This is a genomic window from Aquimarina algiphila (assembly GCF_947494415.1).
Taxonomy (GTDB): Bacteria; Bacteroidota; Bacteroidia; order Flavobacteriales; family Flavobacteriaceae; genus Aquimarina; species Aquimarina algiphila.
In genome coordinates, this window is the sequence record NZ_CANLVC010000001.1 from 74,906 (window position 1) to 89,474 (window position 14,569).

Below are 14,569 nucleotides of genomic sequence, written 5' to 3' on the forward strand. Positions count from 1 at the left end.
TCTATAGTGTTTTTGAGCAAACCATCATGGTATGAAACTCTCCCAATTGATGATCTTCATTAAGTGATAGTCCAGCTTTTTTAATTAACGTTTCAAAAATTGCTGCAGAATACATTTTACTAGTCCCATTGGCTAGTGCTGTGAAATATAAAGAAGTAGCTTCTAATGAAAAACGAGCCGTATCAAATTTTTGTCGATCTGTAAATGTTTCAACAATGATGAGCTCTGTGTTTTCATTCATAGAAGATACACAGGTTTTTAGTATGGTAAGAATTTTATCTTCTGAGAAACAATCTAAAAACTGACTCATCCAAATAAGATCAGCTCCTTTTGGTATTTGGGGATTTGGTTTTAACCAATTAATCTCATGAGCAAAAACCCTATCATTAAAACCGTTATTTTTAATATTCGTCAAAGCTTTTTTGAGTTGTCCTGGTAAATCAAAAATATGGACATTAACATCTCTATCATGATTAAAACATTGCAATGCAAATTTCCCTGTATTGCCTCCTATATCATAAATAGTCTTTGGCTGGTTTTTAAATACACGTATTAAAGCTTCCTCGAAAATACCATCTGAATAATAGTGATCGAATTCAAACCATGATTTTTGGACTTCTGGGCTCAATTGGGATAAACCATCATAAATAGTATCCCATTTCCCAAAAACCTTTAAACCAGAAGGTTTCTTTTCTTTAATGGCATCATTTAGATAAAAAAGACCTTCATAGCAAACATCATTTGTAAAATTGAGATTAACTCCTACCGTTTTATGATAGTTTAAAAAATAACCCGTTTTAGTAAGTTGATATTTTTGTTCATCATCTTTAATAACGATGTCCGAACTTTCTGCAATTTCTAATAACACTCCTAATCCATAAATGCTAACGGATAAGTTTTTAGAAATTTCATTAATTGAAACTCCACCACTATCGCGTTTTTCAAAAATATAATCTAAAACACCTAATTTTTTTAAACTTACTGTAGATTGAAAAACAAATGGGGCGAAAGCAATTTTTTGAGCTTCCTCCAATGCCTCAATGGCTCTTAGTTCTTTTTTTGGCATGAGTGATATTTTATGATACACTTTTTAACAACAGTGCTGTATTAGCGCCTCCAAATCCTGAAGCTGTTTTTAAGAAAATATCTAATTGTTGTTGTTTTGTTTTTTCAATTATTTGTAATGGTTTTGAAACACCTAAGCTCGTAAAACCTTTTGAATAAAATAAAGTATTTTGTTTTAAGCTATGCATACCTATAATGGTTTCAACTAATCCAGATGAACCTAATGTGTGACCAAAATAACCTTTTAAACTATTCAGCGGTATATTTTGAAAATCTAATCTATTGAAAGCTACAGCTTCCATCTCGTCATTAAATATAGTGGCAGTACCATGTGCGGATATATAATCTATATCTTTTGAGGTTACAGCTGCTTCTTTCATCGCAGCACTAACACATCGATATAACCCTTCGCCAGATCGAGACGGACCAGAAATGTGATTGGCATCATTACAAGTTGCTTCTCCTAATACTTCAACACTTTCTTCGGTAAGATAATTTGTATCTGATGTGATTAAAATACTTGCAATAGCTTCACCAATGTTAATACCAGTTCTATCTTTTGAATACGGTTTACAAATAGAATTACTCAATGCTTGAAACGAATTGAAACCTGATAAAACAAACTTAGACACTAAATCACCACTAACCAGAAAAACATGTTTATATACATTTTCATGAATCAATCTTTTTGCCACGGAAATAGACAATATACCAGATACACAAGCATTTGAAACTACTAAAGGTTCTGTTTTGAATAGAAAGTGATTCCTTAAAACTTTTCCCAAACGTGATAGATAAGCATATGATTTTGGAAAATCGCTAGTCTTATCCAGTACATCAATATTCCCTTTTGTTGTTGAAATAATCAAACCAACAGATTCATCAATAGTAATATTTGACGCTTCTATAACCTTGTTTAATGATAATAACATCATTTGTTCTAAAACGGTATAGTTCTCTTCGGTTTTTAAGGCTTCAAATTTATGTTTTAAAATAGTTTTGTTAATTACAGATCCATAGAAAGGATTATGAAATAGAGTTTTATCATTAATTAAAGAAATTCCAGAAACTTCATCTTTTATCTTTTTAACAACAGTGTCACTGTCAAAACCTAATGATGATATAATAGAGTTATGTGATAAATAGACTTTACGCATCAAGTAAATTTTGTTGTATTTTCCAAGCTTTGAAAAACTCTGGAAGAATTAGAGACATTGTGTTGTCTTTTAAATTGGTAAACACCTGAACGGTTTCGCCAGTACACACAATTTCATCAGTCTCATTAGTTATAATATATCTAAATATCAATTTTGCTGATGCCGTATTTACATAATACGTTTTCACAGTTGCAATTTCCCCATATTTAAGAGGCAATTTATGTTCTGTAACGGTTTTCACAATAGGTGTTGCGTAGCCATTTTCTTTAGCATTAAGATATGAAATATTAAATTTCCTTCCGAAAGCTTCACGACCATCTTCAAAATATTTTAAATAGTTACCATGCCACACTATACCTAAAGCATCAGTTTCACTAAACCTGATTCTTACCTTATATTGTGCTATAAGTTCTCCTTTTTCATTCATTCTATCTCATCTTTTAGTAGTGTGCTCATTTCTGATACAGCAATAATTTTTCCATTTACCGAAGATTCTATTTTCACCATAGTCATATTGGCAATTTGATAAACAACCTCTATTTCAGTAGATAAGATATCATTTAGTTTTGGAAGACTTATAATTTGACTCGATTTAATCGCTCCAATAAATCCTTCTTTGGTTTTAATATTATCAAGAGATTGTTTATAGCCCATATACAAAGCAGCGGTTTGCGCCATATGCTCTAAGACGCCTGTTTCAGAAAAAAAACCATTACTAACGAATATATTGTTTTCAGAAATTGAAAATCGAGAAACTCCTTTTTTTATCGAAAAATATTCCAGAGTATCCACCATAATCATTGGTTTGCGATGTGGCAATAACTTTTCTATATGCTTTAAGTCTGATATTGGTGATTTTAATTGATTATGCTCTTCCATTTTTTTTGTCTTGCCAAAAATCGTAAAAATTAAACCATTGTAAAGGATATTTCCTTACCATATATTCTAGGTTTTGAGTAAACTTCCTTAATAAATCTTGCGCATCCCTAGCTTTAACATCAACGTGTCTTGCATATAAATGGTAGTGTTTTTTTGGTTCGCGCATAACATAAACAAACAAAACAGGTACATTAAGACGACTACCCAGATAGAAAGGTCCTACGGGAAATCTTGCTGTTTTACCAAGCAGTTCTTCTTCTATACATTTTGTATCTTTTAAATACCGATCACCTGCGATACAAATTATTTTATTTTGGGCTAGCGCTGCATTAATTTCAAAAATATGAGAAAAATCGTCTTTTACAATAATAAAGTGTATTTCATCTCTTTGCCTATACTGATCCAAGTATTCTTTAATGTCTTGATGATCTTGATCTGTTATGACAATGCTTATAGATGTATCGGTCAATCGTTCCTTAAAAAAATATTGTGCCAATTCAAAATTACCAACATGAGCGCTTATCAAAATGCCTCCTTTTTGTTTAGATAGTGCTTCTTCTAATAAGTTTTCTCCATCAAAATGAAAAGTGTAGCCTTTTCTTAATCCAGAAGGAATTGCAATTTTATCAATAAGTGTTTGACCAAAAACATAATAGGTTTTGTAAATACTAATCGAACTTTTTAACCAAGAATAGCCAAGTCGTTTCCTAAAATAATAACTAAGACCTTTTACATTTTTTCTGGAGAATAAACAAAAATAAGGAATTGGCAAATGCATTAAAGCATAAGCAGCATTGATACCGAAATTCTTGATAAAAAATACAAACACTTTAAATCCAAAAACGGTACCTCTGGATTTTCCATCCCATTCTTCAGCCATTTTTCTTTCTTCAGTCTAGTTTATGAATAAATCCCTCCGTTAATATTAATGATTTCACCTGTGATATAAGATGAATTTTTAGATGCAAGAAATGACACTAATTGTGCGACTTCTTCTGGATGTCCAAAGCGATTAGCCGGAATTAGTCTTTTTAATTCTTTTTCATCCAAATCTATCGTCATATCGGTTTTAATAAATCCAGGTGCAACTGCATTAACCGTAACATTTTTCTTTGCAATTTCTTGAGCTAATGATTTAGTTGCCGCAATAATAGCCCCTTTTGATGCAGCATAGTTCGTCTGACCAACAGTCCCTTTAAGTCCAGAAACAGATACCATATTGATGATTCTACCGTATTTATTTAGCAACATATCTTTTAATACATGATTGGTCACGTTATAAAAGCTATTGAGATTTGTTTGTATTACAGAATTCCAATCGTTGGGTTGCATCCATAAAAACAGGCCATCTTTAGTGATACCAGCATTATTGACAAGTACTTCAATTATAGTATTTTCGTGTGTATTGTTCCAATCGTCTAATTGTTGCTTCACATCATTAAAATCAGAAACATCAAATTTTATAATTTCACCAGATCCACCTAGTTCTTTAATTGAGTTTAGCGTTTCACTAGCAGCATCTTCATTGGTATGGTAATTAATTAAAATAGAATAGTCAGTGTCTTTTGCAAGTTGTATACAAATGGCTCTACCAATACCACGAGAGCCACCAGTTACTAATACATATTTTTTTTGGTCACTCATTGAATTAAAATCTACGATCTAAATAGTTCCTCATTTTTGTATCATGCCTCTTCGAAAAATTCATTTTTCTCTTTTAAAAATCTTATAGATTTAAATTTCGTTATTAATGATATAATTTTTCACTTCATTAATATAAGGATACATAATAATGTCTTCTTTAAATTTAGGAACAATTTTTCGAATATCTTCATACATTTTTCTAGTTTTTGAAGATACTTCGTTCTGTACTTCTAAGTATTCTATTGCTTGTATAATAGTAATAAGCTCTATAGCTACAACTTCAAAAGCATTTTCAATCACTTTTTTAGTAATAAGTGCAGCATTGGTTCCCATGCTTACAATATCCTGATTGTCATTATTATTAGGAATACTATGCACATACATTGAATTTGACAACATTTGATTTTCAGCTGTTGTAGATGTTGCAGTAAATTGCGAACCCTGCATACCAAAATTAAGTCCCAAAGTACCCAAATTTACAAAAGCCGGCAGAATATCATTTAATTTGGGGTTTACTAAATAATTAAGTTGTCGCTCAGCAAGCATACTCATTTTTGTCACTACTAATTTTAGCTTATCCATTTCTAAGGACACATAATCTCCATGAAAATTACCTCCATGATAGACATGTTTGTTTTCTAAATCGATAATAGGATTATCATTGGCAGAATTTATTTCTTCGAACAGGATTCTTTCAACCGTATTCAATGTATCTAAAACAGGCCCTAAAATTTGTGGAACACAACGAAGCGAATAATATTCTTGTACTTTATCCTCAAAGACATCGACTTCATCTGTATCTGTATAAAGATGGTGTTCTCGTTTTCTCACTAGCGAACTATCTTGCAAATGCTGGCGCATCATTTTAGCAATTTCTCGCTGACCAATATGTTTTTTAGATTGATTGAGTTCTAATGATAAATGATCATCATATGCTTTTACAATTTCATTTATTGAAGCCGAAATAGAAACCATCCAATTAAGTAATCTCCTGGTATAAATAGTATTGACCACACCAATTCCAGTCATTACAGATGTACCATTCATTAACGCTATTCCTTCTCTGATTTCTACAGAAATTGGTTTTAAATTTTCTCTTTCAAATACAGTTTTAGTCAGCTCACGTTCTCCTTTATAGATAACTTCACCTTCACCTATAAGTGTTAAAGCTAAGTGTGCTAATTGCACCAAATCACCACTTGCACCAACACCACCATGCTCATATATTACTGGTGTAATATTTTTATTAATTAACGTAGTCATTAAGTTAATTACAGAACTATGAACACCTGATCTTCCCAAAGACAAAGTATTAAGGCGTGCTAACATGGTTGCTCTTACATATTTTTGCGGAATTAGATTTCCAGAACCAGACGCATGACTTCTTATAAGGTTATATTGTAAATTAATGCGTTCTTCATCCTTTATTTTATACTGTGCCATTGGACCAAAACCAGTATTCACACCATATATTACTTTATTTGCAGAAAATTCTTTTAAGAATTCAAAACTAGCGTTAACATTAGCTTTTATTTGATTATCGATTGCGACAGATTCATTTTCAAAGATTATTTTATAAAATGTATTTAGGTCTAATGCTCCCTTAATTGTGATCATATAGGATTAAATCTCAGTAGTTTTTATTATAATAGTGTTATGTTTACTTCCTAAAATTGGATGGTAAATATTCTAATTCACAAAAATATAATAATTAATTGGTTATATCCATTAGTACATGCAAGATATAGAAATTGATGTTTTAATCATAGGTGCGGGACCTTCTGGATGCGTTGCCGCTGCTTATTTACATAATAAAGGAGCCAATATTAAAGTTATAGAAAAAAGCGAATTTCCGCGCTTTGTAATTGGTGAAAGCCTTTTGCCCAGGTGTATGGACCATTTTGAAGAAGTAGGATTATTAGATACGATTAAAGAGTATGGGTTTGAAATAAAAAGTGGTGCTCGATTTATAAGAGAAGATACTTTTTGTGAATTTGATTTCAGTAAAAAACATACAGAAGGTTATAATTGGACCTGGCAAGTCCCAAGAGCCAATTTTGATTTGTTATTAACCGACAAGCTTAAAGAGAAAGGAGTCGATATTGCATTTGGACATGAAGTTGTTGATGTCGAGTTTGAAAAAAATGGGATATCTAAAACCACCGTAAAAACAAAAACAAAAGAGCAATACGTCATTAAAGCTAAATATATAATTGATTCTAGCGGTTTTGGTCGTGTTTTGCCACGACTTTTAGATTTAGATAAGCCTTCAAAGATACCCAAGCATTCCTCTATATTTACCCATGTAGAAGATATTCACAGACCAAAAGGGAGAGAAGGAACTTTAATTACTTTTGACGTTATCGATAAGGATTGTTGGTTATGGGTTATTCCATTTTCAAACGGAAAAACGAGTATTGGTTATGTGTGTAAAAATGAAGTATTAGACAACTTTGAAGGTAATACAACTAAAAAATTACAAAGTATGTTGAAACTTTCTAAATACTATCACGAAAGATTTAAAGATGTCGATTTTCTATTTGAACCCATTATTATTAAAAATTATTCAAAATCTGTAAAGAAATTATTTGGCAAAGGCTTTGCACTTACAGGAAATAGTGCAGAGTTTTTGGATCCTGTGTTTTCATCTGGAGTGACATTTGCTACAGAATCTGGATTGCTTGCAGCAAAACTCATAGTAAAAGAGCTTAATAATGAAACTGTAGATTGGCAGAAAAAATATGCAGATTATATTATAGAAGGTACAACTGTTTTTAGCAGTTATGTTAAAGAATGGTACACAGGAAACTTGCAAACAGTCTTTTTTGAAGGTACTGACAATCCTGAAATTAAAAAGCAAATCTGCGCTGTATTAGCTGGTTATGTCTGGGATAAAACTAACCCTTTTGTAAAAAATCATGACAGACTTATTGGCACTGTTGCACATGTTATTAGACTTGAAAATAGTCAAGAAGTCTAAATATCAAAAAAGTTTCTTTTTAAAATAGGGTTTGCTATCGCAATAGATAAGGTAAAATGTATCTAACTATCATTTTCATCGGATGGCACATACCATTTAGCTGGCCATGCTTCATAACTACCTCCCTGTATTATTCTCATCTGTTTTTTAGAAATTTCCTGAAAGGTTTCTTTTTTGAAAATAGCATCCTTGTTCATAATAATAATTAAATTAATCATATGTAATATAGACAATAACAGAAACAAGGACAAAGTTTTCGTGGGGTAATTAGATATTAATTACAAGATGCGACAATACTTATATTTCTAGTTTTAATTTTTCTTAAATAACTATTATACATATATAATTAAAAATGAAATATAAATTTGTTCTACCTATATACTAATACTGTCTTTTTAACGTTTTTACTAATACTATTCCTTCAGTCAATTCTGATGCCATTTAATTGATCTATTGGCTATTTTATACATGTATTAACAGATTTGTATACCTTTTGTTTCCTTTTTAAGACCTTTTGTTCATCAAGAGTAACCTTTTGTATACCGTATTTATCCTTAAAACATTGCTTATCCTTCTACATTTGTTTCTATAGAGTTAAAGATTTGAGAATTGAGAAATAAATAACAAAATCGCAAAATTAGAAAATCTATCAATAATTAGTTTCTTATTTATTTCTTGATTTGAATTTCAAATGACTTAACAGAATGTCTTTTAAGAAATTAAAAATAGTATTGATTTAAAGTAGAAAATACCATCATGTTTTTCTCTTGAACTTAAAAAAAGTTAATATGCATAAAATTACCCCTATTTTATTTGTAGTTCAATGTTTTATAACATTTTCATTTTCTTCTCTACCCAATCATGAAGTTATTTCAAATGCTTTGTGCTCAGTACAATTAATGTATTCTTTCTTTCTTATGAGTTCTATAGTTATTGTAGCTATACATTTTTTTTTAGAACATCATTCATTAATTACTCGTGCTGAAAATGCATTGTCTTTTTTTAAACACACAAAACCTGAATATTAAAATATTAAATACTCCACGGTAGTTGTAACATGACATTCTTCGATACCAGTAATTTATCCACTTAGGATATATTTTTATTTTAATAAACCCCAATTAAATTATCAATATGTGATGAAAACATTACTCCTAAAAATCATAAAATTTAAGGATTGTTATAAGGGTTCTCACACAATTTATAATGTAAGAATTCTATCTAGTATAGAAATAAAATCCAAAATAGTTGTCTACTTTTTTTTCTTAATTGGTTTATCAATTAATGCTCAAGATTTCATCACTACTTGGGAAACTACTGCTGCAAATGAAACTATAACACTACCGAATAGTGGAGTCGCTTCTGGGTATAACTTTACCATTGACTGGGGAGATGGGGTAATCGAAAACAATGTTACTACCCCAGGTAAACAACATACATATGTAACTCCCGGCACTTATACGGTTCGGATAAATGGACTGTTCGAAGAATTTGACTTTACAGGTACTCCCACAAGTACAAGTGCAAATAATTTATTATCGGTTGATCAGTGGGGAAGTTTGTCCGTATCAAAACTTAGTTTCAGTGGTGCTTCGAGGTTTCAAATAAACGATACTAATGCTCCAGACTTATCTAAGATCACTTCTTTTGATGATTTATTTAATGGTGCATCTACAGTGAATGCAAACCTCTCTAATTGGGATGTATCTGGGATTACCAGTATGAATGAAACTTTTCGTGATGCAACATCTTTTAATGGCGATATCACTACCTGGAACACAGGAGAAGTGACAAGTATGATCGATATGTTTGCTGGTGCTTTAGTATTTAATCAGAATATTGGAGGTTGGAATATCAGTAAAGTAACGAATACGTCCACTATGTTTTTTAATGCTATAGCATTCAATCAGGATATCGGGGGTTGGGTTACAAATGAAGTGGTTAGTATGACTGGTATGTTTAATGGTGCCACTGCATTCAATCAGGAAATCGGAGGTTGGATTACCAGTAAAGTAACCGACATGAACTTTATGTTTAATAGTGCTACAGCATTTAATGGAGATATTAGCGGTTGGGATACCAGCAAAGTTCTAAACATGAATTTTATGTTTGCCAGTGCAGACACATTTAACCAGGATATTGGGAGTTGGATTACAAGTGAAGTAACAACCATGAGTAGTATGTTTGCTGGCACAGATTCATTTAATCAGGATATTGGAGGTTGGATTACTAGTAAAGTAAGGACTATGTCGTTTATGTTCGCCAATGCCAGAGCATTTAATCAAGATATTAATGGATGGGACACTAGTGGTGTTTTGAGTATGTCATTCATGTTTAATAGCGCTACAGCATTCAATCAAAATCTTGGAGATTGGAATATCAGTAATGTAACTTCATTGTTTAATACGTTATCCAACTCTGGTTTATCAACGCTCAATTATGATGCAACATTAATAGGATGGGCAAATCAAACCGTACAGTCTGGACTTACTTTAGGTGCAGATAGACTAACATACTGCTTGAGTAATGCTGCTCACAACATATTAACAAATGCTCCAAATTCATGGACGATAAATGATGCTGGGCTAAATTGTTCTTCATTGTTTATTACCACTTGGTCTACTACTGCGGTAAATGAAACTATCACATTACCAAATGATGACAATGGAGGGTTGCTACAATATGATTTTTCTATTGATTGGGGAGACGGAACACCTATTGAAACTAATGTAACTACTCCCAATAAAACACACACCTATGCCACACCAGGTGTACATACAGTGAGGATTGATGGATTATTCGGAAGTTTTGATTTTGAAGCAGTTCCTATAAATACTACCAATATCTTATCTGTAGAACAATGGGGAGATTTAGCAGTTTCAAAACTTAATTTCAGGGACGCTGTCAATTTTCAAATAAATGACATTAATGCTCCAGATTTATCCAATGTTACTTCATTTAATAATTTATTTCGACAGGCATCTACAGTAAATGCTGATCTCTCTAACTGGAATGTATCTACTATTACAGAGATGCAAAATGCGTTTAATGGCGCAATTGCATTTAATGGAAATATCAGTACCTGGAATACCAGTTTAGTCGAAAATATGACTGCAATGTTTAACAATGCCACTGTATTTAATCAAGATATAAGTAATTGGGATACTAGTAGTGTCATAAAGATGGATTATATGTTTAGTGATGCAATTGCTTTCAATCAAAACATTGAGACTTCAGGTGTTAACTGGAATACGAGTAAAGTAGATGACATGAAATTTATGTTTAATAATGCCACAGCATTCAATCAAAATATTAGTAGTTGGGATACTAGTACGGTGACAGATATGAGTTCTATGTTTAATAATGCTATAACATTCAATCAGGATATTGGAGGATGGAATACTAGTGCTGTTATAAATATCTCTAATATGTTTAATAGCGCTACCGCGTTCAATCAGAATCTTGGAAATTGGGATATCAGTAAAATAGCATTTATGACAGATGCCTTATCTAATTCTGCTTTATCCATACAGAACTATGATGCTACCCTCATAGGCTGGGCAAGTCAAACTACACTATCAAGAGTCCCTTTGGGAGCTGATGGATTAACATATTGTTTAGGAGGAGATGCTCGAAAGAAATTAATAAATGATAATTTATGGGCTATAACTGGCGATATGCTAGGATGTTCATCAATACTTGTCTATTCTATTACTAAAACAACAGATGCAGTCGAAGGGACTTCGAATGCTACATTTACCGTGAGCATTGACGGAGGAATAACCAACACAACTGGGGCAGCCATTACAGGAATACTAACACTAACAGGGACTGCAACCAATGGAACAGATTATACCAATGTAACGACATTTTCTATTCCAGACGGAGATACTAATGTAGTTGTAACTATTCCGGTCATTGATGACACCGAAGTAGAACTTCAAGAAACTATCATTGCTACCATATCGGCACCAAGCACTGGTAGCATAAATACCACCAATAACTCTGATACCGCAACCATAACAGATGATGATAGTACAGCACTTGCTATTTCTATTGGTTCTGCAGTAAATGCTGTTGAAGGGACTTCTAATGCGGCTTTCACAATCAGCTTAGATGGTGGAGTAACAAATAAGACTGGATCAGCTATTACAGGAACACTTACACTTACTGGGACTGCAACTAATGGAACAGATTATACTGATGTAACAACGTTCTCAATTGCTGATGGAGATACCAATACTGTAGTGACTATTCCAGTAACCAATGATACAGAAGTAGAACCACTAGAAACTATTATTGCTACCATATCAGTACCAAGTATTGGGAGTATAAATACGACAAATAATGCTGATACCGCCACTATAACAGATGATGATGGGGCAGCACTTTCCTATTCTATTACCAAAACAACCGATGCGATTGAAGGAACTTCTGATGCCACGTTTACTGTAAGCATTGATGGAGGGATAGTAAACACTACTGGAGCAGCCATTACCGGACTATTAACGCTTACCGGAACTGCAACCAACGGGATAGATTATACCAATGTAACAACATTTTCTATTTCAAAAGGAGATGATAATGTTTTAGTGACTATTCCTGTAACTAATGATACCGAGGTAGAACCACAAGAAACTATTATTGCTACCATATCAACTCCAAGTATTGGGAGCATAAATACGACAAATAATGCTGATACGGCAACTATAACAGATGATGATGGGGCAGCACTCACCTATTCTATTATCAAAACAACTGATGCGATTGAAGGAACTTCTGATGCAACATTTACAGTAAGTATTGACGGAGGAATAACAAACACTACAGGAGCGGTTATTACCGGAACATTAACGCTTACAGGAACTGCAACGAATGGAACAGACTATACCAATGTAGCAACATTTTCTATTCGAGAAGGAGATACTAATGTTATAGTAACTATTCCTGTAACCAATGATACCGACATAGAATCACTAGAAACCATTATTGCTACCATATCAGCGCCAAATATTGGAAGTATAAACACTACAAATAATACAGATACTGCTACTATAACAGATGATGATGCTACAGCGCTCACCTATTCTATTACCAAAACAGCAGATGCTGTTGAAGGAAGCACAGATGCTACATTTACTGTAAGCATTGATGGAGGAATAAACAATACCTCTGGTTCTGCTATTACCGGAACAATGGCATTAACAGGAACAGCTACCAATGGAATCGATTATACCAATGTAACTACATTCTCTATTGCTGCTGGAAATAATAGTGTTATCATAACCATCCCTGTAATCGATGACAGTAATGTAGAATTACAGGAAACCATCATTGCCACAATATCAGCTCCAAGCATTGGAAATATAAATCCCTCTAATACTTCGGATACTGCAACTATAACCGATGATGATAGTGCCGCACTCACTATTTCTATAGGAGCACCTACAAATGCTGTTGAAGGAACGTCAGATGCAACTTTTACGGTAAGTCTAGATGGCGGGGTTACGAATACTACGGGAGCACCTATCACCGGAACGTTACTACTAACGGGAACCGCAACCAAAGGAATAGATTATACCAATATTGCTTCATTTTCTATTGCCGATGGAGATACTAATGTTATTGTAACTATTCCTGTAACCAATGATACAGAAGCAGAACCACAAGAAACCATTATTGCTACGATATCGTCTCCAAGTATTGGAAACATAAATACAGTAAATAACTCTTCCACAGCAACCATAACTGATGATGATAACGCTGCTCTCACTATTTCTATTGGATCGCCTGTAAATGCTATCGAAGGAACTTCAAATGCAGCTTTTACTGTAAGCTTAGATAATGGAGTTACAAATGCTACGGGAACAGCTATTACAGGAACAATAGTATTAACAGGAACTGCAACTAACGGGATTGATTATACCGATGTAATTACATTCTCGATTGTAAACGGAGATACAGATACCATAATAACCATTCCTGTAGTTAATGATGTCGAAATAGAACCACAGGAAACTATCATCGCGACAATATCGCTTCCAAGTATCGGAAATATAAACACAATAAACAATTCTGCTACAGCAATTATAACCGATGATGATGTGCCCCCAAACCCCAATTTAGCGCTATCCAAAACCGGTGTATATGAAGATACTAATAATGACGGTGTACTCAATACAGGAGATCAAATAGTTTATACATTCGTTATTGAAAATAACGGTAGTGAAATAATTACAAACATTATGATCACGGATCCTCTACCTGGTATTGTGCTTAGTGGGGAATCAATTGATCTTGCTCCAGGCGAAATAGATGACTCTACATTTACAGCTATATATGATTTAACCGAAAATGACATTCTAACAAGCAGTGTAACAAATCAAGCTTTTGTTACGGGTATAGACCCTATGAATGTAGAAATTATTGACTTTTCTGATGACCCAAACGATGACACCAATAGTGATGATGATGATGATGGTGATGGTGAAGACCCTACAATTACCGAATTGCAAAATGAGGATGAATTGACAATCTATGAAGTCATTACTCCAAATGGAGATGGACTGAATGATGAATTAAGAATTTCTGGATTAGTAAAATACCCAAATAACAATATTATTATCTATAATCGTTGGGGGGCTAAAGTATTTGAAGCAGAGGGCTACGAACAAAAAGGTACTCCCTTATTTAAAGGAATTGCCAAAGGCAAAAAGAAAGTCTTACCAACAGGAGCCTATTTTTTCACCTTACAATACCAAAACTCAATTGGAACAGCAACCTTTAAATCAGGATATCTACATATCAACTAAAAAATAAAAGGGACTTGTATTTTATTTTCCCT

General features: G+C 33.0%; 10 protein-coding genes. 2 read left to right on the plus strand and 8 right to left on the minus strand.

The window, feature by feature from the left end:
- Nucleotide 1 precedes the first annotated feature (1 nt).
- From PQF96_RS00305 to PQF96_RS00335, 7 genes are all read right to left on the minus strand, one after another.
- Nucleotides 2-1,066 carry a methyltransferase gene (locus PQF96_RS00305; RefSeq protein ID WP_271764696.1) on the minus strand — a complete coding sequence of 355 codons (1,065 nt, stop codon included), beginning with the start codon at nucleotides 1,064-1,066 and terminating at the stop codon, nucleotides 2-4.
- Between the two features lie 10 nt (nucleotides 1,067-1,076).
- Nucleotides 1,077-2,222, minus strand: coding sequence for a beta-ketoacyl-[acyl-carrier-protein] synthase family protein (locus PQF96_RS00310; RefSeq protein WP_271764697.1), 1,146 nt, complete (start codon nucleotides 2,220-2,222; stop codon nucleotides 1,077-1,079).
- The gene (locus PQF96_RS00315; RefSeq protein WP_109438518.1) at nucleotides 2,215-2,649 is read right to left on the minus strand and encodes an acyl-CoA thioesterase; all 435 of its coding nucleotides are present in this window, start codon (nucleotides 2,647-2,649) and stop codon (nucleotides 2,215-2,217) included. Before PQF96_RS00315 ends, PQF96_RS00310 begins: the two co-directional genes overlap by 8 nt.
- The gene (locus tag PQF96_RS00320; protein ID WP_271764698.1) at nucleotides 2,646-3,101 is read right to left on the minus strand and encodes a hypothetical protein; all 456 of its coding nucleotides are present in this window, start codon (nucleotides 3,099-3,101) and stop codon (nucleotides 2,646-2,648) included. The genes PQF96_RS00315 and PQF96_RS00320 overlap by 4 nt, the downstream gene beginning before the upstream one ends.
- Complete coding sequence (locus PQF96_RS00325; protein WP_109438516.1) at nucleotides 3,088-3,981, minus strand: LpxL/LpxP family acyltransferase; 894 nt, start codon at nucleotides 3,979-3,981, stop codon at nucleotides 3,088-3,090. Before PQF96_RS00325 ends, PQF96_RS00320 begins: the two co-directional genes overlap by 14 nt.
- A gap of 20 nt (nucleotides 3,982-4,001) precedes the next feature.
- Nucleotides 4,002-4,745, minus strand: a complete 744-nt coding sequence (fabG, locus tag PQF96_RS00330; RefSeq protein ID WP_271764699.1) for a 3-oxoacyl-ACP reductase FabG — start codon at nucleotides 4,743-4,745, stop codon at nucleotides 4,002-4,004.
- Between the two features lie 90 nt (nucleotides 4,746-4,835).
- Nucleotides 4,836-6,362, minus strand: a complete 1,527-nt coding sequence (locus tag PQF96_RS00335; RefSeq protein ID WP_143918083.1) for an HAL/PAL/TAL family ammonia-lyase — start codon at nucleotides 6,360-6,362, stop codon at nucleotides 4,836-4,838.
- 118 nt (nucleotides 6,363-6,480) lie between these two features.
- Between PQF96_RS00335 and PQF96_RS00340 the strand changes: the two genes are divergently transcribed.
- Nucleotides 6,481-7,725, plus strand: coding sequence for an NAD(P)/FAD-dependent oxidoreductase (locus tag PQF96_RS00340; RefSeq protein WP_271764700.1), 1,245 nt, complete (start codon nucleotides 6,481-6,483; stop codon nucleotides 7,723-7,725).
- 62 nt (nucleotides 7,726-7,787) lie between these two features.
- Here PQF96_RS00340 and PQF96_RS00345 read toward each other — a convergent pair whose 3' ends face one another.
- On the minus strand, nucleotides 7,788-7,943 hold the full coding sequence (locus PQF96_RS00345; protein WP_167571921.1) for a hypothetical protein: 156 nt from the start codon (nucleotides 7,941-7,943) through the stop codon (nucleotides 7,788-7,790).
- 921 nt (nucleotides 7,944-8,864) lie between these two features.
- Between PQF96_RS00345 and PQF96_RS00350 the strand changes: the two genes are divergently transcribed.
- Nucleotides 8,865-14,537, plus strand: a complete 5,673-nt coding sequence (locus PQF96_RS00350; RefSeq protein ID WP_271764701.1) for a BspA family leucine-rich repeat surface protein — start codon at nucleotides 8,865-8,867, stop codon at nucleotides 14,535-14,537.
- The last annotated feature ends 32 nt before the right edge of the window (nucleotides 14,538-14,569 follow it).

Coding starts and splice junctions, on each gene's coding strand:
- fabG (WP_271764699.1), bottom strand. CDS start 4,745: ATGAGTGACCAAAAAAAATATGTATTAGTAACTGGTGGCTCTCGTGGT.
- PQF96_RS00310 (WP_271764697.1), bottom strand. CDS start 2,222: ATGCGTAAAGTCTATTTATCACATAACTCTATTATATCATCATTAGGT.
- PQF96_RS00325 (WP_109438516.1), bottom strand. CDS start 3,981: ATGGCTGAAGAATGGGATGGAAAATCCAGAGGTACCGTTTTTGGATTT.
- PQF96_RS00305 (WP_271764696.1), bottom strand. CDS start 1,066: ATGCCAAAAAAAGAACTAAGAGCCATTGAGGCATTGGAGGAAGCTCAA.
- PQF96_RS00345 (WP_167571921.1), bottom strand. CDS start 7,943: ATGATTAATTTAATTATTATTATGAACAAGGATGCTATTTTCAAAAAA.
- PQF96_RS00340 (WP_271764700.1), top strand. CDS start 6,481: ATGCAAGATATAGAAATTGATGTTTTAATCATAGGTGCGGGACCTTCT.
- PQF96_RS00315 (WP_109438518.1), bottom strand. CDS start 2,649: ATGAATGAAAAAGGAGAACTTATAGCACAATATAAGGTAAGAATCAGG.
- PQF96_RS00350 (WP_271764701.1), top strand. CDS start 8,865: ATGAAAACATTACTCCTAAAAATCATAAAATTTAAGGATTGTTATAAG.
- PQF96_RS00335 (WP_143918083.1), bottom strand. CDS start 6,362: ATGATCACAATTAAGGGAGCATTAGACCTAAATACATTTTATAAAATA.
- PQF96_RS00320 (WP_271764698.1), bottom strand. CDS start 3,101: ATGGAAGAGCATAATCAATTAAAATCACCAATATCAGACTTAAAGCAT.